This is a genomic window from Shewanella holmiensis (assembly GCF_025370255.1).
Lineage (GTDB): Bacteria > Pseudomonadota > Gammaproteobacteria > Enterobacterales > Shewanellaceae > Shewanella > Shewanella holmiensis.
The window spans coordinates 349199-371899 of sequence record NZ_JAMTCD010000001.1 but is presented as its reverse complement, the minus strand read 5'-3'; the positions used below and the strand labels follow the sequence as shown (position 1 = coordinate 371899).

At 42.0% G+C, this 22701-nt stretch carries 18 protein-coding genes and 1 tRNA gene; 9 read left to right on the top strand and 10 right to left on the bottom strand.

The window, feature by feature from the left end; translation table 11 throughout:
• Window positions 1-60: 60 nt before the first annotated feature.
• The gene (locus NE535_RS01555) at window positions 61-606 is read right to left on the bottom strand and encodes a septation protein A (RefSeq protein WP_261296927.1); all 546 of its coding nucleotides are present in this window, start codon (window positions 604-606) and stop codon (window positions 61-63) included.
• Between the two features lie 328 nt (window positions 607-934).
• Between NE535_RS01555 and NE535_RS01550 the strand changes: the two genes are divergently transcribed.
• Window positions 935-2170, top strand: a complete 1236-nt coding sequence (locus tag NE535_RS01550; RefSeq protein WP_261296926.1) for an OmpP1/FadL family transporter — start codon at window positions 935-937, stop codon at window positions 2168-2170.
• Between the two features lie 61 nt (window positions 2171-2231).
• Here NE535_RS01550 and NE535_RS01545 read toward each other — a convergent pair whose 3' ends face one another.
• The 7 genes from NE535_RS01545 to NE535_RS01515 form a co-directional block, all read right to left on the bottom strand.
• Window positions 2232-3152: a hypothetical protein gene (locus tag NE535_RS01545; protein WP_261296925.1), complete on the bottom strand. Its 921-nt coding sequence runs from the start codon at window positions 3150-3152 to the stop codon at window positions 2232-2234.
• 100 nt (window positions 3153-3252) lie between these two features.
• Entirely contained in the window at window positions 3253-4062 is an 810-nt protein-coding gene (gene trpA, locus NE535_RS01540; RefSeq protein ID WP_261296924.1) for a tryptophan synthase subunit alpha, read from the bottom strand.
• Complete coding sequence (gene trpB / locus NE535_RS01535) at window positions 4055-5260, bottom strand: tryptophan synthase subunit beta (protein ID WP_261296923.1); 1206 nt, start codon at window positions 5258-5260, stop codon at window positions 4055-4057. The genes trpA and trpB overlap by 8 nt, the downstream gene beginning before the upstream one ends.
• A gap of 144 nt (window positions 5261-5404) precedes the next feature.
• Window positions 5405-6817 (bottom strand): bifunctional indole-3-glycerol-phosphate synthase TrpC/phosphoribosylanthranilate isomerase TrpF, encoded by a 1413-nt coding sequence (gene trpCF / locus NE535_RS01530; RefSeq protein ID WP_261296922.1) that lies wholly within the window; start codon window positions 6815-6817, stop codon window positions 5405-5407.
• Window positions 6818-6824: 7 nt separating this feature from the next.
• Window positions 6825-7877 carry an anthranilate phosphoribosyltransferase gene (trpD, locus tag NE535_RS01525; RefSeq protein ID WP_261296921.1) on the bottom strand — a complete coding sequence of 351 codons (1053 nt, stop codon included), beginning with the start codon at window positions 7875-7877 and terminating at the stop codon, window positions 6825-6827.
• A complete protein-coding gene (locus tag NE535_RS01520) occupies window positions 7877-8479 on the bottom strand; it encodes an aminodeoxychorismate/anthranilate synthase component II (RefSeq protein ID WP_261296951.1) in 603 nt (200 codons plus the stop codon). The genes trpD and NE535_RS01520 overlap by 1 nt, the downstream gene beginning before the upstream one ends.
• 29 nt (window positions 8480-8508) lie before the next feature.
• Window positions 8509-10071: an anthranilate synthase component 1 gene (locus NE535_RS01515; protein ID WP_261296920.1), complete on the bottom strand. Its 1563-nt coding sequence runs from the start codon at window positions 10069-10071 to the stop codon at window positions 8509-8511.
• A 446-nt stretch (window positions 10072-10517) separates the two neighbouring features.
• Here NE535_RS01515 and rnm point away from each other — a divergent pair, with 446 nt between their 5' ends.
• The 8 genes from rnm to rplY all read left to right on the top strand — a co-directional run bounded on the left by rnm (window position 10518) and on the right by rplY (window position 16687).
• Window positions 10518-11375 carry an RNase RNM gene (rnm, locus tag NE535_RS01510; RefSeq protein ID WP_261296919.1) on the top strand — a complete coding sequence of 286 codons (858 nt, stop codon included), beginning with the start codon at window positions 10518-10520 and terminating at the stop codon, window positions 11373-11375.
• Complete coding sequence (locus NE535_RS01505) at window positions 11375-11995, top strand: L-threonylcarbamoyladenylate synthase (protein WP_261296918.1); 621 nt, start codon at window positions 11375-11377, stop codon at window positions 11993-11995. Before rnm ends, NE535_RS01505 begins: the two co-directional genes overlap by 1 nt.
• Window positions 11996-12117: 122 nt before the next feature.
• Entirely contained in the window at window positions 12118-12906 is a 789-nt protein-coding gene (locus NE535_RS01500) for a segregation and condensation protein A (protein ID WP_188842998.1), read from the top strand.
• A 22-nt stretch (window positions 12907-12928) separates the two neighbouring features.
• The gene (gene scpB / locus NE535_RS01495) at window positions 12929-13540 is read left to right on the top strand and encodes an SMC-Scp complex subunit ScpB (RefSeq protein ID WP_261296917.1); all 612 of its coding nucleotides are present in this window, start codon (window positions 12929-12931) and stop codon (window positions 13538-13540) included.
• A gap of 5 nt (window positions 13541-13545) precedes the next feature.
• The gene (gene rluB, locus NE535_RS01490) at window positions 13546-14418 is read left to right on the top strand and encodes a 23S rRNA pseudouridine(2605) synthase RluB (RefSeq protein WP_261296916.1); all 873 of its coding nucleotides are present in this window, start codon (window positions 13546-13548) and stop codon (window positions 14416-14418) included.
• A gap of 121 nt (window positions 14419-14539) precedes the next feature.
• Complete coding sequence (locus NE535_RS01485) at window positions 14540-14869, top strand: hypothetical protein (RefSeq protein WP_261296915.1); 330 nt, start codon at window positions 14540-14542, stop codon at window positions 14867-14869.
• A 634-nt stretch (window positions 14870-15503) separates the two neighbouring features.
• Window positions 15504-15589: transfer RNA gene (locus NE535_RS01480), tRNA-Leu, on the top strand.
• Between the two features lie 813 nt (window positions 15590-16402).
• On the top strand, window positions 16403-16687 hold the full coding sequence (gene rplY / locus NE535_RS01475; protein WP_261296914.1) for a 50S ribosomal protein L25: 285 nt from the start codon (window positions 16403-16405) through the stop codon (window positions 16685-16687).
• 76 nt (window positions 16688-16763) lie between these two features.
• Here rplY and NE535_RS01470 read toward each other — a convergent pair whose 3' ends face one another.
• Entirely contained in the window at window positions 16764-20849 is a 4086-nt protein-coding gene (locus tag NE535_RS01470) for a translocation/assembly module TamB domain-containing protein (RefSeq protein ID WP_261296913.1), read from the bottom strand.
• Entirely contained in the window at window positions 20849-22696 is a 1848-nt protein-coding gene (locus NE535_RS01465; RefSeq protein ID WP_280925339.1) for an autotransporter assembly complex protein TamA, read from the bottom strand. Before NE535_RS01465 ends, NE535_RS01470 begins: the two co-directional genes overlap by 1 nt.
• Between the last annotated feature and the right edge of the window lie 5 nt (window positions 22697-22701).

Genomic DNA, 22701 nt, shown 5'->3' with positions numbered 1-22701 from the left:
GGTCGATGTAAAGCAAAATAGTTATGTAAATCGGGTTAAAAAATTTTCCCCATTCTGCCATTACGGCTGGGTTTCTTCGGGTGGTTTTTCCATGTGTTTAAAGAGATAAACAACGGTTAACACGGTATTGATTAGGGTCAGTGCTGTTAAACCAAATACCTTAAAGTTAACCCAAGTTTCTAGTGGTAGGCTAAAAGCAACGTATATATTTACAACGCCGCAGATGATAAAAAAGGCGACCCAATACCAGGTGACGTGTGCCCAGATGGTATCTTTTACCTGGATCTCTTTGCCAAGCATACTTTTAAGGGCTGGTTTGCCCATGAGTTGACTTACCGCTAAACCCACAGCAAATAGGCCATAGACGATGGTGACTTTCCACTTAATAAATGCATCATCATGAAAAAACAGGGTTAATGCACCAAATACGGTCACCATAGCAAAGGTAATTAAATGCATTTTTTCGATGTGTTTATACAGTAAATAGGTGACGACAAGTTGAACGGCGGTAGCGGCAATTAAGGCGCCGGTTGCGGTATAAATATCGGCAAATTTATACACGGCAAAAAAAATGATTAAAGGTAAAAAATCAAGCAGTTGTTTCATGTTAGTTCACATTCACTGTTGGTATTAAGGCCCATTAGCCTTATCAAAATAAGGCGTGAGTGTAGCATGTATCCGCGCGTATCGAGAACCCTTGGCATGCTGAAAAACGTGCTTGATAGATTAACAATGATTCATTGACCAACTATTAGTAATAGCGTGTTGTCGTTTGAAAATGCATTCGTTGGTTGATGGAAAACCAATAGCATTTGGGCTGCGTGTTCTTTAATTAGCTGTATTTATTCTGATAATTCCATATGGAATAACGGATATCCTAAAAACACGATTTCGATATGACATGATGTCAACATTATCCTGTAGGAGTGACATCATGAAATTACGTCTTTTATGCTTATCGCCATTAGCATTGTTAGTTTGCTTACCTGTTAGCGCCAGTGGGTTATTTTTGCAAGAGGCTGTGTATGCTAACCAGGGCACTGCTGGGGCTGGAGATGGCGTGTATACCGGTTCTGCTGCATCAATTTGGGTTAACCCTGCGGTGATGTCGATTATGAACGGCAATCAAACGACGGTTAACGGGGTAATTTTAGATTTAGGGGTTGATTATTATGATCAAGATAACCCTTATGACCGCAACGGAAAAAGCCAAGACTATATCGGTTCAGCTGCCATGTTTCATGTGCAGCAGTTAACCGATGACTTACATTTAGGATTAGCGGTGGCGACGGCTGGAGGCTCAGGATTAGATTACAGTGCCAATTGGGCGGGTGATTTACAACTGGAAAATATCAATTTACTCACTTTACAATTTAACCCTTCGTTAAGTTATAAGCTAAATGATCAATGGTCCGTTGCCGTTGGCGCGCAAATTAATTTTGCTTCAATGGACGCGCGGATGGTGAAAAGCGATCTTGCAAGTGAAACTGATTGGGCTTTGGGTTATAACGCGGGTGTTGTTTATCAAGCTTCTGAGCAGTTAACCCTTGGCTTGAGTTATCGTTCTAAAATAGAACATGATTTTAACGGCAATATAGACTCAGATATCGGCGCGAAGTTACCGACTGATGGCACACTAATCACCCTAGACAGATACCAAATGGACACTTCTTTGGTGGCGATTGCCGATTTCAGCGCACGCTACAAAATTAATGCTCAGTGGGCGGTTATGTCGACTATCCAATGGCATCAATGGAGTGATTGGGACAGTAGTCCAATCTTGTTTGATGGCACGGTTAACGGTAATCGCAAGACCGTTGATTTAACACAAACTCGCGATTGGGATGATGTTTGGCATTACGGGATTGGCGCAGAATATGCGATTAATCCTAATTGGACATTGAAAGCGGGTGTGTCTTATGAAACCTCACCTCAAGAAGACGCAAGTAAGCAAACGCCAGATATCCCAGTAGGTAGTCAGTTACGTTATTCGGTTGGGGCGAGTACCATGATTGGTCAGACAAAATTGGATATGTTCTATGAGTTTGCTGATTTAGGTAAAGTAGACATTAGCCAAGATGGCTTAGGGCTGGGATTAGCCAATGATTATCTGCTTAATGGTTATTTTGAAGGGCGCATGCACTTTGTTGGTTTTGCGCTAACATTTTAATTTCGGCTAATGAAAAGGCGCCAATGTTTTTTGGCTCCTTTTTCATATTCAGTTTTTCGAATTAATTTTGGCGTGTTGATTGTGGCATTTTTTCTAATGCGGTTAACCACAAATGAGATTCTTTTAATAGTTCTGCACTTTTGGGGGACAATAAAGGGTTAGACATTTCAAATTCTATCCGTTTGTTCAGTTGTGCTTTTTCAATCACCCCTGCCGTAATGGGGTGGTTTTGAAATAACTTATCAAAACTGCCATCATTTATGGCAAGGCGTAAACCAAACTCAATTCGTTCTGCCAGATGTTTATTTTGCTTATGGACGAAAAAATAAATAGGCGAGGCGTAACGCAACAAGAGGTGTTGTTCTAAGGCAATATCATCGCTACGTGCAAGTTCATCCCAGGGTTCATGAATCGCGCGGGGAAAGTAATCAAACCTTTCTTTGGATAGCATGGCCAATAAATTACTGGCAGAGCCTGAAACTACTTTAAAACCATTTCGTTCTAATATTTCAGTATCTGGCCAATCCACACCTTGGCCTATAATGATTTTTTTAAAGGCATTTAAAGAGTTCACTTGGTCAAACTTGGCTTGCTCACCTTGACGAATAATGCCAATTCGATAACCCATAAGGCCTTTTAATAATGGAATATATATCGCTTGTAGTTGATTTTCTCTTTCTATCGATGTCATGGTCCACACAATATCAAGATGTTGTTTGGACTCCACTAACTTAATTGTTCGTCCTTGTGGCATTTCAATTTCCACAGGCGTCATTTTATAAGGGCCAAACTTGGGTTCACTTTTTTGCATGGCCATTTCAAGCAGCGAAATATAATAGGCTTGTTTGGGGTCAACAAATTGCGCTGATAAGTTATACCTGACTTCTGTCATTGGAGCAGGGGCATTATTTGCTTGAGCAAAAAAGCTCAGTGGTATGAAAAATGTGATCAACAATATGTAATATATACGGTTTATTTCCATGGCATCCTGTCCAATAAGAGTTTGTAGCAGCTAGTATAGCAGCATAACAAAATGGAGCCGCGATGGGCTCCATTATCATTGATGACTCTACTGACTACAATTACAACGCGGTAGCGGCTTTCATGTCGGCAGTGAACGCAGCCAGTTTGGCTAGCAGTGTGGTTTCATCATGTTGATGTGCTTCAATAATTTTGACGACTGCAGAACCTGAAATGGCTCCAGCAGCACCCGATTTTATCGCTTCACGTACTTGTGATGGCTCGGCAATACCAAAGCCTAATAATGGTGGCGGGGCGTTAAACTCAGCCAGTTGCGCCAAAATTTGCTCGACAGGTGTGCCTGCTTTCGATTCGGTTCCCGTTACCCCAGCGCGTGATAATAAATAGGTATAACCCGCACCCGATTCACTGACCTGTTTTAACGTTTGTGTGCTTGCATTGGGCGGCGCAATAAATATAGGGGCTATGCCATGTGCTTTAGCGGCTTGGCTAAATGGCGCAGACTCTTCTACTGGCACATCGGCAATTAATACCGAGTCCACTCCCGCAGCTTGTGCTTTGGCATAAAAGTGGTCAATACCATTAGCAAAAACCAGGTTAGCGTAAAGTAACAGACCAATAGGCAGTTCAGGGTAAAGTGCGCGTATTTGGGATATCAATTCAAAACAATCGTCTGGTGTGGTACCTGCTGCTAATGCGCGTAAATTCGCACCTTGGATCACTGGTCCATCAGCTAATGGGTCTGAAAACGGAAAGCCAAGTTCTAGGGCATCTGCACCATTTTCTACCAAGGTTTTAATGATGTTAAAAGACACCTCTAAACCAGGATCACCTATGGTAACAAAGGGGACAAATGCACCTTGTTGTTTTGCTTTTAATGCGCCAAACGCCGCCTGATATCGATTACTCATTGCCGCTCTCCTGTGCTTTGGCTGCTAAAATGTCTGAAACGGTGAAAATATCTTTATCGCCTCGGCCGGATAAATTAACCACTAAGATAGTCTCTTTAGTTGCTTCTTTGGCCATCTTTACTGCATATGCCAGTGCATGAGCAGATTCAAGTGCCGGGATAATGCCTTCTGTACGGGCCAGTAATTGGAACATGTCTAATGCTTCATCATCGGTAGCCGACTCGTAACGTGCACGGCCAATGGCATTTAAATGAGCATGCTGTGGACCAACAGATGGAAAATCTAAACCCGCAGAAACAGAGTAAGACTCTTCAATTTGGCCATGGCTGTCTTGCATTAATGGCGCCTTCATACCGAAAAATATACCCGTTTTACCGTGTTTAAGCGGTGCACCGTGCATTGGTGTGTCAATACCTTTACCTGCTGGCTCAACACCAATTAACTCAACTGAAGGTTCATCAATAAAATCAGCAAACATCCCAATGGCGTTTGAACCACCACCCACACAGGCAATAACCGCATCAGGCAAACGGCCTTCTTTTTCTAAAATTTGTTTTTTGGTTTCTTCGCCAATAATGCGTTGAAACTCCCGTACTATTGTCGGAAAAGGATGCGGGCCCGCAGCCGTACCCAGTAAATAGTGCGCCTTGTCATAACTGCCAGACCAATCGCGCATCGCCTCATTACAGGCATCTTTTAGTGTCGATGAACCAGAGGTAACCGGGATGACTTCTGCGCCCATGAGTTTCATTCTAAACACGTTCGGCGATTGACGTTCGACGTCTTTCGCGCCCATGTAAACTTTACATTTAAGGCCTAATAATGCACAGGCAAGCGCGGTAGCCACGCCATGTTGCCCTGCGCCCGTTTCAGCGATAATCTCTTTTTTACCCATGCGTTTTGCAAGTAATGCTTGCCCTAACACCTGGTTGGTTTTGTGTGCGCCGCCATGAAGTAAATCTTCCCTTTTAAGGTAAATTTTCACCATTGGGTTAGGGCTTAAATTACGGGTCAGCGTTAATGCCGTTGGACGGCCTGCGTAGTTTTTCAGTAAGTCGGTAAATTCGGCTTGAAATTCGGGGTCAGCTTGCGCCTCAACAAAAGCGGTTTCGAGCTGCTTTAACGCGGGCACCAAAATTTGAGGGACGTACATTCCGCCATATTCGCCGAAATAAGGGTTCAGCTTTAACTTATCCATAATATTGTCCTATTGTTCAATCGATTTAGCACTTTGACTAAGTCAGCGATTCTAGTGAAATTTTATTCTGGACTCAGCCGATTGGGGCTAAGTCTTCAATTTGTTTAGTTAGTACAGTGTGTTGAACTGGGTACTCGTTTTGTATTAATTACGTCTTAGCTCGGTAAACACCTGTGCCACTAACGCGTGGTCTTTTATGCTTGGACTGGACTCAACACCTGAGTTGAAATCTAAGCCGTAAAATCCCTGTTTCGAGGCCGCATAGGCATTGCTGGCAGATAATCCGCCGGCAAGCATGGCTTGCGATTTATGCTCAATTTCCAGCTGCCAATTAAACGATTGGCCGGTGCCACCAAATTGGGCCTGGGTTTTACTGTCATATAAATATCTATCTGCGCCTTTTGGGGCGGGTGATATTTGTTGTGTTTGACTATCAATTGCAACGGCTTTCCATATCTGACAAGGCAGATTTAATGTTGCAAGTTGCTGGGTTAATTCAGCTATTTCAAGTTCTGTTTCATTGCCATGTAACTGCACTGCATGCAGTGTTAATGCTTGGGCTGCGGTAACAATGTCTTGGGTATTGGCATTAACAAACACGCCCACCAAGTTTAGGTTTATGTGCAGTGCTTGCATCTGCGAGACTAACGTTTTTGCTTGTTCGAGACTGACACTTCGTGGTGATTTTGGGTAGAAAATTAACCCGCCAAACACAGCACCTGACTCAGCAACAGCTTGAATGTCTTCAATTTTGGTTAAGCCGCACACTTTATGATTGCCGAATACTAACTGACGGCAAGCTAAATCGATATCATCTTGCGCCATAATTGAGCTACCAACAAGATAACCATCAACCAAAGGATTGAGACGTTGAATTTGCTGATGATGATAAATACCGGATTCGCTGATCACCACTCGGTCGGCTGGAATATGCGGTGCTAATAACTCGGTTGTGGCTAAATCAGTTGATAGATCACGTAAGTTACGGTTGTTGATACCAATAATTGGCGCATTTAGATCAATCGCTCGTTGCAATTCTGCTTCGTTACTGACTTCGGTTAAGGTATCTAGCTGGTATTTAGCGGCTTCAGCGGCCAATAAACGATATTGCGCATCGTCTAATACCGACAACATTAGCAATACCGCATCGGCGCCCTGATGAGCAGCTAATTTAACCTGATAAACATCAACAAAGAAGTCTTTACATAATATTGGTTGGGTCACTCGAGCCCGTACTTGTGGAATGTAATCCATGTCGCCCTGAAAAAACTGCTCATCAGTCAATACCGAAATACCGGCAGCATATTTTGTATAAATGTCTGCAATGGCTTCAACATCAAATAATGGGCGGATTAATCCTTTAGACGGGCTGGCCTTTTTACATTCAAAAATATATTGCGCATTTGGCTGTTTTAAAGCATCGAATAAACTGCGGTCAGATATTTTAGGTTGTAAACTTACCTCAGGAAAACGCAGCTTTAATGCGGCAATATGGGCAACTTTAGTATCGACAATACGGGTCAATACATTACTTATCGGTTGAATTTGTTGACTCATTCTATCGTTACCCTTGTGTTGACGCTTGGCTGGTGGCGGCAAGTTCAGTTAATACATTCATCGCTTTGCCACTGGCTAAGGTAGCTAAAGCCAGCTGAGTTCCCGCTTGCACAGAATCGGCTACGCCGCTGACATATAATGCACATCCGGCGTTAATCGCAACAGCATCACGTTGTGCGGCTTCGCCTTGTCCTTTTAAAATAGCTTGAGTAATTAGAGCGTTTTCGCTTGGCTCTCCGCCCGTGAGTAAACTGATATCTGCACGCGCCACGCCTAATTCTTCAGGGGTGAGGGAATAGAATCGAATATCACCATTATTGAGTTCAGCCACCTGAGTCTCGCCGTGTAAAGCCACCTCATCTAAACCGCTGCCGTGAACCACCATTGCTCGTTTTACGCCTAAAGCATTGAGCACATTCACAATAGGAGCTAATAAAGTGGGTGTATAAACACCCAGTAGCATAAATTCAGGCTTAGCAGGATTAATGAGTGGCCCCAAAATATTGAAAATGGTACGAGTTTTAAGGGCTTGGCGAACCGGAACAGCATGGCGAACCCCTGCATGATAATGCGGAGCAAACAAAAAACATAAACCGAGTTTATCGATGGCAGCACTGGACTCTTCAGGCGTCATGGTTAGCCCAATTCCGCAATGTGCGAGTAAGTCAGAAGAACCTGATTTGCTTGAGACGCCACGGTTACCGTGTTTAGCTACTTTAGCACCAGCCGCGGCCGCAACAAAAGCCGCTGTAGTTGAAATGTTTATGGTATTAAAGCCATCACCACCGGTACCGACAATATCGACCACTCCAGTACTAATAGACTGTTGGCTGCGAGCAAAAGGCTTGGCGGCCTGACGTAATGCATCAGCGGCGCCGGTGATTTCATCAATGGTTTCACCGCGCATTTTCAAAGCAACTAACATGCCCGCCATGGTAATTGGATCCATTTCACCAGCCACTATATTGGCAAATAAGCTTGCACTTTGTTCACGCGTTAGTGCATTACCTTGATATAAGGTATCTAATAAGGTTTGAGTTGAAACTGCTGATGTTGACATTATCGGCCTCCTTGAGCGATTGAGGGCGTTGTTAAATAGGTCAGCGTTTGGGTGAGTAGCTGACTTCCCAAGGTGGTAAGAATGGATTCTGGATGAAACTGAAAGCCCACCGCTTTATGTGCATCATGCAAAATAGCCATTGGCATTTCATCGGTTGTGGCGATTATATCAAGGCAATCTGGCACCTTTGTTGCCACTAAGCTGTGGTAACGCGCCACAGGTAAAGGCGAAGGTAAATTTGCAAATACGCCTTGGCCGCTATGAATGGTTGGGCTGGCTTTGCCATGTACTACAAACGGTGCGCGTTCTACTTTGCCACCATAATATTCCACCATGGCTTGGTGTCCCAAACAAATGCCTAACATGGGAACTTTTCCTGCCACTTTACCAATCAACTCCATCATGCAACCGGCTTCATGCGGTGCACCAGGGCCTGGAGACAATACTAGTGCGGCATGCTGGGTTTCGCTCAACAACTTTTCAGCTAAATAGTCAGCGCTAACATCATTACGGTAAATCAGCACTTCAAAACCCAAGCTTCTAAATTGATCCACTAGGTTGTAGGTAAAAGAGTCAAAATTATCCAGCAAATATAATTTCATTTTGGTTGTTGATGGCGTAACTGAAGCGCTCATAGTCCGCCTCCTAATTTAATTGCAGTGATCACAGCTTGTGCTTTTTGGCGGGTTTCATCGGCCTCTGCTTGCGGGTCTGAATCGAATACCACGCCTGCGCCAGCTTGAATATGGGCGATATCGTTTTTGACAAAAGCAGAGCGAATAACAATGCAGGTGTCCATATCACCTAGACCATTTAAGTAACCGACAGCGCCGCCATAACTGCCTCGGCGCGCTTGCTCTGCCTCACGAACCAGTTGTGAGGCTCTAACCTTAGGTGCGCCTACAAGTGTGCCCATGTTCATACAGGCTTGGTAAGCATGTAAGGCATCTAAATCGTTACGAAGTTGACCTGTCACACGGCTCACTAAGTGCATCACGTGTGAATAACGATCCACTTTTAATAATTCTGCGACTTTACGGCTCCCGCTTTGGCTAATGCGAGCAATGTCGTTACGGGCTAAGTCAACTAACATTAAATGTTCAGACAACTCTTTTTTATCTAAACGCAGTTCTAATTCAATGCGGCTGTCTAAATCAAAATCAATTTGTCCGTCTGAAGTTTTACCGCGCTTACGAGTACCCGCAATCGGATAGACTTCTACCTGGTTATTTGCCGCTTCATATTTAAGTGCTGACTCAGGTGATGCGCCAAATAAAGTAAAATCAGGGCCACGAAAGTAAAACATATATGGGCTAGGATTGGTTTTACGTAGCGCACGATAAGCCCCAAGTGTGTTGGGGCAGGGCAAACTAAAACTGCGTGAAGGTACTACTTGGAAAATATCACCTGCAACGATGTGTTCTTTTAAGTCGACCACGGTTTTTTTGTATTGGTCATCACTGATGTTAACCGTTTCGTCAGCAATAATGGGCACTAACGCTTTGGCGGCTTTGATGGACTGGCACTGAGCTATTACCTGTTGGCGCTGCACCGTTAGCAAGTCAGAAATGCTTGGGTCCTGACTGAATTGCTGGCTGATGATATCGGCTTTTTGCAATTTGTGGTCAATTAAAATTAGGGTTTCAGCTAAGTAGAATAAGTAATCAGGACATTCATTACTGGTATTGGGGACTGGCGGTAATGGCTCTACCGTATCGATTAGGTCATACGCTAAAACACCACCAAGGAATAAGTCTTCAAATTGTGGTTGTTCATCCGTTTGAATGTATTTAACTAAGGCTCGTAAACCGTCTAATGGTGAGGTCGATTTTAAGCGGGCATCTTCATCTTGTAAGCTGGTAGCTTTTGCTAAAACAATCGTTAATGAGTCTTGGCTTAAGGTGTTTTTACTCGAAAATTGCTCAGTAAAGAAAATATCTATTGGTGCAAGTAAGCTTTGACCATTGGCACTTAAGGCGCTGAAGGTTAACTGGTAACCATCACATTGAATCATTAATGCACCGTGGGTTAGCACTATGCTTTTTAAATGATCCTTACTGTCAATTTCAGCTGATTCCAATAACATGGTATGCGGTGCATTGTGGGTGACATGTTCATACAGGCTTAAAGGATCTGCATGATAGGTTAACGGCTGTTTTACCGTACTCACTTGGGCGATTTGTTTTGCTGTCATATTACTGCCTTCGTTTAATGCTTTGTCGATTGCTTTGCCGAGTCATTGATAAAACACTGAGTCGATAATCACATCAAAAATAGTTATTTAGCCTCTGAGCGTGGGCCAAATAACAAGAAAGCCCACATCTCTGCGGGCTTTCTTGTAAAATCTTGTCTCTTAAAATGAGCGCAACGCTTCACACAACCCGTTAATTTGGGAAGTGCCACCACCAAGTAATGTTTTGAGAAGCAATAATGTGTGTCATGCGTATCAATCTAAGTTTGTTTTCGTGCCTATAGGAAACCTTAGCTGGTGTTTAATGTCAATTGAATATTGCTCATTATGCTAATAAATGAGCAATTATTTGGCTTTGTTGAAGCTTTGTTGGTCTATCTTGCTCTTATCTCGAGATTTATTTACATAATCACAAAGCTTTTAGTTGGAGTATCAAGTACAATAAGCGCATGAATACTGAATCTATCTTGGCTGATTTACATAGCCACACAACCGCATCAGATGGCATGTTATCCCCATCAGATTTAGTGGCTCGCGCGCTGGAAAAAGGCGTGCAAATGTTATCGATAACCGATCATGATACGGTTGATGGCTTAGCTGAAGCTCACTTCTTTAATCGTCAACAGTCTGAACCATTAATCCTCATTGATGGCACTGAAATCTCTACCCGTTGGAACAACTTTGATATCCACATAGTGGGGCTGAATATTGATAAAAATCAGCCTGAGCTTTTGGCTTTTCTATCATCTCAACGTGAGTTACGTGAAGTGCGAGCACAAGAAATTGGCGTTCGGTTAGCTAAAGCCGGTATTGATGGTGCCTACCAAGGGGCCAAAGCAATAGCGGGTGATGCAGCCTTAAGCCGTGGACATTATGCCAGATGGTTAGCCGACAATGGTTATGCCAGTGACATGCCCAGTGTGTTTAAGCGCTATTTAGCCCGGGGAAAAACGGGTTATGTTCCCAATAATTGGGGCGATATGGCCAATGCAATAAATGTGATCCATCAAGCAGGCGGTTTAGCCGTTTTAGCGCATCCTAGTGGTTACAAATTGTCAGCAAAGTGGCTTAAAAAATTGGTTAAAGATTTTGCTGAGGCGGGTGGTGACGCCATGGAAGTGGTGCTTGGTCAGCAAACCATTGATGACAGAAATAACTTACTTGCATTATGCCACCAACACCAGTTAATGGGATCGTTGGGAAGTGATTTTCACTTTATAAGCAATTGGATAGAATTAGGTAAAAATTTATATCAACCCCAAGGTGTGACTTGGGTTTGGCAATCAGAATCTTGGATGGAACGGTAATGAGCCAATTTTTTTATATACATGAAGACAACCCACAAGCCAGATTGATTAATCAAGTTGTGGAAATATTAAAACAGGGTGGGGTTATCGTATACCCAACCGACTCAGGCTATGCACTGGGTTGTATGATTGGCGATAAAAATGCAATGACACGTATGGTTCGCATTCGCCAAATTGATAATGATCAAAACTTTTCGCTGATGTGTCGTGATTTATCTGAGCTAGCTAATTTTGCTAAAGTCGATAATCAGGCTTACCGTTTGCTAAAAAGCTGTACCCCAGGCCCTTACACATTCATTTTTAAAGCCAGTAAAGAAGTGCCACGCCGTTTGCAGTGTGAGAAAAAACGCACTATTGGTATTCGTGTTCCGGATAATTTGATTTTACAAGCATTATTAGAAGCCTTGGGTGAGCCTTTAATGTCGACCAGTTTAGTGATGCCAAATGAAGAGCATGCTGAGTCTGATCCAGAGCATATTCGCGATATTCTTGAGCATCAAGTTGAAGGCATTGTATTAGGTGGTTATTTGCCTGAAAAACAAACCACGGTTATCGATATGTCTGATGATGAAATGAAAATCCTACGCTACGGTGCTGGTGATACATCAGCGTTTGAATAGTAACTATCCCGTTTAAAGATAATGGTATAAACCTTGTGTATTAATGCGTATAATCGCGCGCTGAGTTTTAGCTTGCCGATTTTTAGGTGGTTATAAACATATTCAATTGAAAACGGAGCGGTATGCAGGGTCATCAACAAAGCCTTCCATTAGCCATCGTTCGCGGGCAAGCGTTAGAGACTATGCCCATTGATTTGTTTATTCCGCCCGAAGCGCTAGAGGTATTCTTAGAGTCGTTTGAAGGGCCGTTAGATTTACTTTTATATTTAATCCGTAAACAAAAGTTGGATGTAGTTGATTTACCCATTCAGCAAATATCTCAACAATATTTACTTTATATTGAAGTATTAACTGAGGCGCGGATTGAATTAGCTGCTGACTATTTAGTGATGGCAGCAACCTTAGCGGAAATCAAATCACGCTTATTGTTACCTAAAATGGTCACTGAAGATAACGTGGAAGAAGATCCAAGGGTCATGCTTATTAGGCAGTTAAAAGCTTATGAAGTGATAAAGCAAGCGGCATACGATTTAGATGAGTTACCTCGACTAGAGCGGGATGTGTTTCAAGTCAGTGCTGCGAGAGCACCAAGTATTAAACCTATTATTGTTCCACCTGATGTGACCTTGTTTGAACTAGCAAGGGCATTTGGTGAGGTACTTAAACGCATTGATGCCAATGAAGATCATCATGTAAAACGAGAGCAGCTTTCTACTCGTGAGCGCATGAGCCAAATTTTAGCTAAACTATCCAGTAGTGATTACCTGCAATTTGAGCAGTTATTTGATTTTGAAGAAGGCCGTGCTGGTGTAGTCGTGAGTTTTTTGGCGTTAATGGAACTTGTCAAAGAGTTATTAGTTGACGTGGTTCAAAATGAACCTTTTGCGACTATATACATTAAAGCAAAGTGATCTTAAAGAAGCGTACATAACCATGCCGACACCAATAAACCCGACTCAATTGAAACAGTTAATCGAAGCCAGTTTATTTGTTTTAGCAAAACCTATGACCATCAAAGCGCTAAAAGAAACCGTATTAGCCGACTTTAGTGTGTCACGGATGAAAATAAAATCCGCTGTGGAAGAATTACAGCAAGAATACCAAGAGCGTGGTGTTCAATTAGTGAAAGTCGCTGGTGGATATCGCTTTCAAACTCAAGAAATACTTAGCCCTTTTTTACAGCCGTTATGGCAAGAAAAAGCCCCTAAATATTCTCGTGCAACCATGGAAACCTTAGCCGTGATTGCCTATCGTCAACCTGTAACTCGGGGCGATATTGAACAAGTAAGAGGTGTGGCGATCAGCAGTCACATCATAAAAAGCTTAGCTGATAGACATTGGATAAAAGTGGTTGGACACAAAGAAGTGCCGGGCAGACCTGCACTGTATGCAACCACCACTGAATTTTTATCTTATTTTGGCTTAAACAAATTAGCTGATTTACCAGAGCTAAATGATATTGAGTCACTTCAAGCGATGTTTGAAATTGCCCAAAAGGGACCACAAGATGTGGATTCAAGCTCGCAAGAACAAACTAAAGAGTAATACTAATGAGTGAAAAGTTGCAGAAAGTCTTGGCCCGTGCAGGCCATGGCTCCCGTCGTGAGATGGAGGCATGGATTGCTGCAGGCCGAGTTAGTATTGATGGTGAAATTGCGAATTTAGGCGATCGGGTTGAAGCGGACGTTAAAGTACGTATCGATGGTCGCGCAATTTCATTAAAGTCAGCGGATGAAGTGATATGTCGTGTGTTGGCATACCATAAACCTGAAGGCGAGATTTGCTCTCGTAAAGATCCTGAAGGTCGTCCAACGGTTTTCCAACGCTTACCCAATATGCGTGATTCACGTTGGGTTGCAGTGGGGCGTTTAGACATTAACACCTCTGGTTTATTGTTGTTCACCTCAGATGGTGAATTAGCAAACCGTTTGATGCACCCATCAAATGAAGTAGACCGTGAATATGCGGTACGTACTTTCGGTGAAGTGCCTGAAGCTGCTGTACATCGTTTACGTAATGGCGTCACCCTAGAAGATGGCCCAGCGCAGTTTGACAGTATCAAACCTGCTGGTGGTGAAGGGATTAACCAATGGTGGCATGTTACCTTGCGTGAAGGCCGTAATCGTGAAGTTAGACGTTTATGGGAATCACAAGAAGTACAGGTTAGCCGATTAATCCGTATTCGTTACGGTATGGTTGAGTTACCCAAATCATTACCACGCGGTGGTTGGTTAGAGTTGCCATTAGACCAAGTGAATTATTTGCGTCAAGTGGCTGGTTTAGAGCCTGAAACTCGCTCTTTACTGGGCAATGACAAGCACAGTGTTGCGCGTTCTAAAGTGAAAAGTGCCAAGATCCGCCGTGCCGTTCGCAAAACTAAAGTGAGTGGCGGTAAAGCTAAGCCATCACGTCAGCGTAGTTAATCATTAACTATTACTGATAAAATAAAAATGCCGCTTCAGCGGCATTTTTTAGATTTGCGTTTTAACCTTGAAGCATCTACTTTTGAATAGGTGAATTTATACTTGAATTAGGGAGTTAAATATGAAAATTTTTATTGCTGCTGTAATGAGTGTGATGCTATTTGCCTGTGCTTCAAGCCCCACTTGGGAAGGCATGTCAGAAGATGATATTGCACAGTGGAAGGCCAACGGCTTTGATGCTCGTTCTGCCCAAGTTTGGCATCGAGGTGGTTTCAATGCGGCGCAATCTAAAGCATGGGGGGAAGCTAAGTTTGATGTCGATTCGGCAAAAGATTGGTCAGAAGAGAAGTTTTCTGTTGATGAAGCGGCAAATTGGACACAATCCGGATTTGAATTAGATGATGCTGTTGAACAAAGAAGTAAAGGCTTAACACCGGTTAAAGCAAAGTAACATTATGTTGTAATTTGTATGAGACAATGTGCCGTCAGTAATGAAAATGTAAGCCAGATTAGGTGATGCGTTACTTAGGCAACCAAACTTGATTCATTCTGCTTAAAAACAGCCTATGTGGCTGTTTTTTTTATGAGTGTTTATGGTGATGATTAAAGCCTTCCTATCTCATAGCCTTTTCTGGCTATTTTATAGCCTGGTAAAAATCAGTTGTGTTAATGTTGTCCATTTTATCGTTTTGCATTGATTGTCGCGTCGACATAATTGAATGTTTGGCGATGAAAATGATTTGCTTGCCGAATTTAAAATAATAAAAATGGTTATTTAGAGCGAATATTAAGAAGCCGTTAACTTCAGTATCTTTTCACTGTAAATATTTTAAATATGAAGGTTTTCTAAAGCATCTTTATTGTGTCTCCCCATCTGAGGATAAGTGTTTACAACGTTTTTTGATTGAGGATGAATAAAAAAAACTCGCTTTGATGTTTTTTGAACCACTTGAATCGCTTAAGTTAAATTAATAGTTGCACGGTTTAAAAAAAACAGTAAAGTGTGCATCACGTTCAGCGGGGCAGCTCAAGTTGCTAAGTTGACAATAGATTCTACGAGTTGAAATTCAATTCGTCACAGTTTTGCCCGAGTGGTGGAATCGGTAGACACAAGGGATTTAAAATCCCTCGCTGAATAAGCGTGCCAGTTCAAGTCTGGCCTCGGGTACCATTATTAGACTCACATTGATATTTATATCGAAACTGAGTGATGGATAAACAAGCCTCGACATTGCGTCGGGGCTTTTTTATGTCTGCAATACTCTTATGCCTGATGTCGACTCTTTGAAAACGCAGAATCCCTCGTGCACCAAAAAATAAGCGTGCCACTTTTTGTCTGCAATATTCTTATGCCTGATGTCGACTCTTTGAAAACGCAGAATCCCTGGCGCACTAAAAAAATAAGCGTGCCACTTTTTGTCTACAAGAGTAAGTCTGATCTCGGGTACCATTATTAGACTCACATTGATATTTATATCGAAACTGAGTGATGGATAAACAAGCCTCGACATTGCGTCGGGGCTTTTTTATGTCTGCAATACTCTTATGCCTGATGTCGACTCTTTGAAAACGCACAATCACTGGCGCACTAAAAAAATAAGCGTGCCACTTTTTGTCTACAAGAGTAAGTCTGGCCTCGGGTTCCATTATTAGACTCACATTGATATTTATATCGAAACTGAGTGATGGATAAACAAGCCTCGACATTGCGTCGGGGCTTTTTTATTTCAATGGATTGCTAGTTGCCATGTGGTTAATTTAATGTGTGAGGTTGCCCCCATCAGAGTGGGTGACACCGGAAATGTTTCTTAGTTTTAAATATGGAAGGGTATTTAGAAAGCTAATACCCGAGATAAAGCAGATAAGATGGAATTTAGCTTGTTGGTGCTAAGTGTTCATGGTAATATCCGCGCGCTTTATTTGAGTCATTGTTGGTCGAGAACAATGACGCCCATTCTTTTATATTATTTAAGTGAGTATTAACATGTCTTACACTATCAAAGCCGAAATCCGCACTGAAATCGGGAAAGGTTCGAGCCGCCGCCTACGTCATGCAGATATGGTTCCTGCTGTAATCTACGGTCCAGGTAAAGAGCCTATCGCTATTAAGTTCTTACACAAAGACATCATCAACATTCAAGAAAACAAAGATTTCTATGAAGGTTTAACTATCGCTCTTGACGGTAAAGAAATCAAAGTAGTGCCTAAAGCTATGCAACGTCATGCTTTCAGACCGCTAATTGAGCATGTTGACTTCATTTTTGCATAATCGCATTGATGAAAAAAAGCGCCTTAAGGCGCTTTTTTTGTGTCTGTTATTTATGATGTTTGAAATGCTGTGTTGCTTAGTCGATATCAAAACTGTAATAAATATCAAGTGATTGACTTAAACTGCCTGATACCGTTTCAAGGTACAGTTGTGACAATAAATAGTATCTCACTGTCATTTCGTATCCAGGATTGAACACCCCAATACCGTATTTGATCATCAAGTTTTCACCAATATAGCCACTGATGGCAACGCGGCCATCATCATTGGCATCCAGTTGCACATTAGAAAAACCAAATTGCTCAATGACGCCACGGGCGGTTGAACCAATGTTTTGCATTGCGCCACCATCAACTTGTGAACCTAAACTTAACGCAGCTCCCAACATCAGTGAGTTGTTTTGTTGATCACTGGCATTACTGAACCCCTTACCAGTGAGAATGTATGACAAGATTTCAGCTTGTTCTTTCGCAGGGTTTGAGAACAGGATAACTGAAGGGCGCATGGCTGTGCCTGTCACTCTTACGCCGGCGGTAATGTCGTCATCTTTAATTTCTCTGACCGCTTCAATATTTAAATTAGGTACTTCGATAGGACCTACAAACTGGACTTCACCGGCATTAATCTTCAAGGTTTGGCCCATGAATTTATAATTGCCATTGTTGACTTTGATGTCGCCAAACAATAATGGCGTTTTAAAGGCTTGTTGTTGTAGCCTTAAGTTCCCTGATAGCTTGCCTGTTAAACCCATGCCGTCAATCGACAACTCTTTACCTACATCAATATTAATGTCCGCTACAATAGCGTATGGGCTTGTCTGTACTTCGAGTTCAGATATTGAATCGTTAAACACCACATCGTTCGATATTGCTACACCGCCTTCGGACAATTGCATGATTTTTATTTGACCGGAAGGCACGCTGACCGAACCTTTAACCGCCACTTGCTGATGGTTAAAGTTGATATTAAGGTCCGGGGACACATCTAAAATGGCAATCGGAGGTTGAATTACCCCTAATTTATTACCTTTAACATTGATGTCTCCGGAGAATTGTCCTTCTGGCCAATAAAGTTGACCGTTGACAATGGCTTGGCCGTCACCCATGTGCCATTGACCATCTAATTCAGCTTGCTTGCCGTTAAGCTGTAACCCCAGGAAGATTTTTTCAACCAATGTCGGATTCGAGGTTAATTCAAAAGCCCCATCTGCTAATTTGATATTACCGGTGATATCTGGCGTCATTAAGCTACCGGCAAGGTTAATACGGCTAAATAGAGCTCCATTAAGGGTTTGGAGCCTCGGGAAAAATTCACCAAAGGGTTCCAGTTTTAACGAGTTAATATTGATAAAACCATCAAGGGTTCTGTCAGGTGTTACATTGATATTAATTTCTGTTTGTAAACTGGCAATACCATCGGAATCGGCTGTGATGGTTGTTCTTAGTTGTTTTTCATCCAATGAGGCTTTTAAAACCAACTCTTGGTAATCGATGTTGACCACATTATTGATATTACGGATCAGTTTGATGTTACCGGGTAAAAGAGTGAAGTTAATTAATGCTGTGGGCTTAGTTTTAGGTTGCCAATTAATTTGAGTGGTGAGCGCGGCATGGCCATCCCAATTAATGTTTTTAGATAAAATTGGCGCTAAAAGCTGTCCAGGATTGCCACTAAAGTTAATGTCTGCCTGCCCTTTAGAACCCAGTTCAACGTTGCTTGTAAGGCAAAGTTTATTATGGGGGTGACTTATACAAAATGCATCAATTTTACCGCGGTTTTTAAGCTGATCCCAAGCGAACACTATGGGTTCATCTAATTGCCACTGACCAAATATATTACTGATATTAAGTTGTTGAAGTGTGGCATCAATGGTTTGCTTATCAATATTGGTTTGGCTTAATAATTCACTATTAATTGTCGTATCGCCAGTGGTGATCAAAGTGGTGTTTTGCTGGTTTTGATCGCCTTTGCCTTCGATATTCAAACTGTTGAGCGTGTATCCTTTATAAACAATATTTTGATTATCTAAAGCAAATGAATATTGGTGCTGGCTCAAAGGAAGGTAATGCGCTTTGAGTGTTAAGTTATCTAACTTAGCACCAGCAAAACTGGTATTTTGCATTTCAGCAGTTAAATCCACAATCGGGTTACTACTTTCACCCGATACTTCGACCTTAGCGTGGATATTTCCTCTACTACCAGAAAGCCATTGTCTTAAATCGGGGACATTCAGCTCTGCATCAATATCCCACACAGAATCCGCTCGTCCATTAATGAACAAGTCAGCACCTAGGGCGGTTGCTTTTAAGTTTTGCGCATTGACTGCAAAATCTTGATTTATAGCCACTTGACCTTCTAATGTAACAGGGTAGCCATTCATGCGACCTTTTAATGCCGCATCGCTAATATCGATTTGCCATTTATCTTTAGACACCTTGCCATTTGTAGCAAATTGACCGCTTATTTTACTGCGCAGAGTGGTGTATTGCTGCAACCATGCTACATTTTGCAGGCTTAGCTCCTGGGTAATGACTTCTGCCTGCCAGGCGATGTTATCAGCGAAATCAACCTCACCTTCAACGCTCAATTGACCCGCGTTAGAATTGATATTTAAGGGATAAAGTTTAAGGGTGTTTTGCTGGAATGCTAAGCTTGAATCTATGCTTAACTCAGGATGGAATGGGCTTATAAATTGGCCCTCCAATTTAGCTTGAATTGCATCAATTTTACCTTGTGCCTGCAAAGATTGAATGTTGGCAAGGTATTGTGGATCTTTGAAGGGCCATTGTAATTTGCTGTCAGATATTTCGCCCTTAAAAGGTAAACTTGCAAGGTTAAAGCCGACTTCCGCTTGCAGATTTAGTCTTGTCTCGCCGGATAATTTTGCATTTATGGCTAACTTTTTTAAATCATCTGTTAACTCTAGGGTGAGCTTCTGATTGGTAAAACCGGGTAATTCAGCTATTTGATCAATATTTGATTCGACTTTGACGTTCATTCGATAGTTGTCGACTAAATTAATGTCACCAATTAAGTCAATATCACCATAGGTATGTTTTAAATGTAATTGGCTAATGTCTACATTATAGCCAATGTAAGTACCCGCAATAATAATTTGTTCAAAAAAGTCTTTACGTTGGCCAATTTGCAGCGTGCTATCTAGCGAGTTGAGTTCTTTGATAAATAATCTAAAAGGTAAAAACACTTCTGGTAAGTCTGCTAATGGCCATGGTTTATTTGCCGACTCGGCAGCTGAGGTTTGTTCTTCAGCTTCCGTTGGAATGATGACAGCTAGTTCAAAACTACTGATATGTTCTACTTTTAAATCAGGTCCAGTCCAGAATGCTTTAGCCTTTAATTGGCTTGCATTAAAATGCATGTCGTTAACAGTGACATTAATTGCTGCTAAATCGGCATGATTTAATGAAATATCAAAAGGCAGAATAAGTAACTCTTGCTCAGATGAATTAGGCTCGGATACATCCGATTTTACAGGGGCCTGTTTAGCAGAAGCATTTTCTGTCTTTGATAAATCATTGTCACTGATATTGCTTTGCGTTGATGAAATCAGCGCTGGATCAATGAGTTGTGAATCAACAAGTGTGTTAGATGCCGTATCGCTTAGCAACGCCGTTTGAATATCAACAGTGACTTTTGACGCGCTGAGGGTATCAACGCATAGTTGTTTTTGAAGAAAGCAGCGAGGCAGCCATTCTATCGCGAGATCATTTATCTCAACACTGATGCCATCCATCTCCCAAAAGGCGTAGTTGAGTTTAAGATCATGGTTGATAGTGCCAGATTGGTAATCTAACTCAAGGTCCGGGATCAACTGGCTTGCGATCGTGATACCGACATTGCTACCGATAGAAGTGCCCAGTACCAAGGCAATAATAATCAATAGTAATAACGGGATGTAAATAATAATGCGGGTATAAAATTTAAAACTACGCCATAAATGTTTTAACAGGGCAATGAATAAAGTGTCTTTTACAATAGACTCATTCATTTCAGCCTTGTTCATTGCTACATCATCAGCTTGATATTTTTCCTTGTTTTCCATGGTTTCATTTGACGAGAGTTCACATGCTGAGCTGTCATTTACCTCAGCTGTTTTGTTATTATGTTCTTTAACATTGCCCGGCATTTTTGATGAGCTCATTATAATTCACTTCCCATTGTTAAATGGAATCGGAATGAACGCTCAACTGTTTCGGTTTCTTTTAAGCCGAAGCCCAAGTCTAACTTGATTGGACCAATTGGCGATATCCAGTGCACACCGCCACCGACAGACATGACGGATTCAAATTGGTCGGTATCAAAAGCATTACCAGCATCAACAAACGTTGCCACTCGCCAGGTTGGGGTTAAATAATATTGATATTCTAAACTGCCCACGATCAAATAGCGTCCGCCAATCACTTGGCGAGAAAGACCGCCTTGCGCGTTTTCATAGTCGATATACGGTCCAAGCTCTTGATATCGATAACCACGAACCGATTGATCGCCTCCTGCAAAATATCTTAAGGATGGCGCAATAAAAGGAAGGTCTTCTTCATTCGCTAGGTTAGCGCCTAAATCAAGGCGCGCAACAAAACGGTGTTTATCGAAGAAAGTATCAATCCATTTTAGTTTAGCCTGCAAACGAGCTAATCGAATAGCTGAGCCCAAATTAGGGTCGGCATATTCAAGGCTGTATGTTTGACGAAACCCTGATTTAGGGTCGAGGGTGTTATCACCTCGAATAGTTTTAGATGCACCTATCCCAAGCAGGTAAAAATTTGGTTTGTAATCAATATCTTCTTGTGTGTAGAATTCTTTTATGGCTTCCACAGAATAACCAAACAGCCAGTTATTTTCAGTTCGCCTTTGCCTAATTACACCAATGAGATATTTTTCAGCTTCAAGTTGGCCAGTATTAACGAATTGTCGGTCCTCTGGGACATAGTCCTGAATCACGCCATATTTATCACGTAACACCCCAAGTTTTATTTTAAGTTGATCGTCTAAAGGATCGGTTAACGGAATAGTAAAAGTTGTTAACAGTCTTGGCGTGTTCGGTGACCATTCAGCTGTAGTTTCTTGACTGTGCCCGTAACGATTAACCTGCGGAGTTCGCCAAGTGACACGAATTCTTGGTTCGACCGCGCTTTTACTACTGTTTCCTATGTCGACACCCGCGCCTAATTCAATAGAAGAGCTTGGACGTGGCGTTAATTCGACTTTTATGGGAACGTTTCCATTATTGATTTTTTCTACTTCAGGTAATATTTTAATATTACTAAAATAACCAACATCAATAAGGTTTCGATTTAAGTGGGTGAGTTCTGATCTAGCGTATGGTGTATCCGACTCAAATGGGACGAGTTCCTGAATGATATTATCATTGAGGGTGTGGCCTTCAAATGTCACATCGCCGAACCGATAACGAGGGCCTGATTCAAAATGAAGGTTAATCTGTGCGGTATTTTTGTCACGATTGATGACGATTTCTGAACGGGTAAAACGTCCATCAAAATAACCTCGCGCCAGTGCAAGCGTCATTAGCTGTGATTTAACCGTTTCATATTGGCCATGGTGTAAGGGATCTCCCGGTTTGATGGTTAATCCATCTAACCAGCGTCTAAAGGAGATATCCTCTAGCATTTCACCATCAAAATTAATATCCACCCACTGCAATCTAACGGGTTCTTGTGGGTCAACCTTGATAGTGAGTTTCCAAGGGCCTTTGTTTGTTTCAGTAACATTGACATCCAGTTTGGCTTGATAAAAGCCCATGGACTCTAATGCTTCATTAGTATTCTCTTCAACGGTAAATAAAAATGCCCTGCGCTGAATTTCATTTTTAGGTAAGGCGCCTAAATGGGAGCGAATATTCTTTTCTAGGGAGGATTCTACTCCTGAAATGGAAACCGTTAATAAATCGTCAGCCGCAAGTGCGCTGTTACTGCGAAATACAGTAAGCGCTAAGATTAAAAAAAGGCTAATTCTAAAACAATTAATTAACAATATTT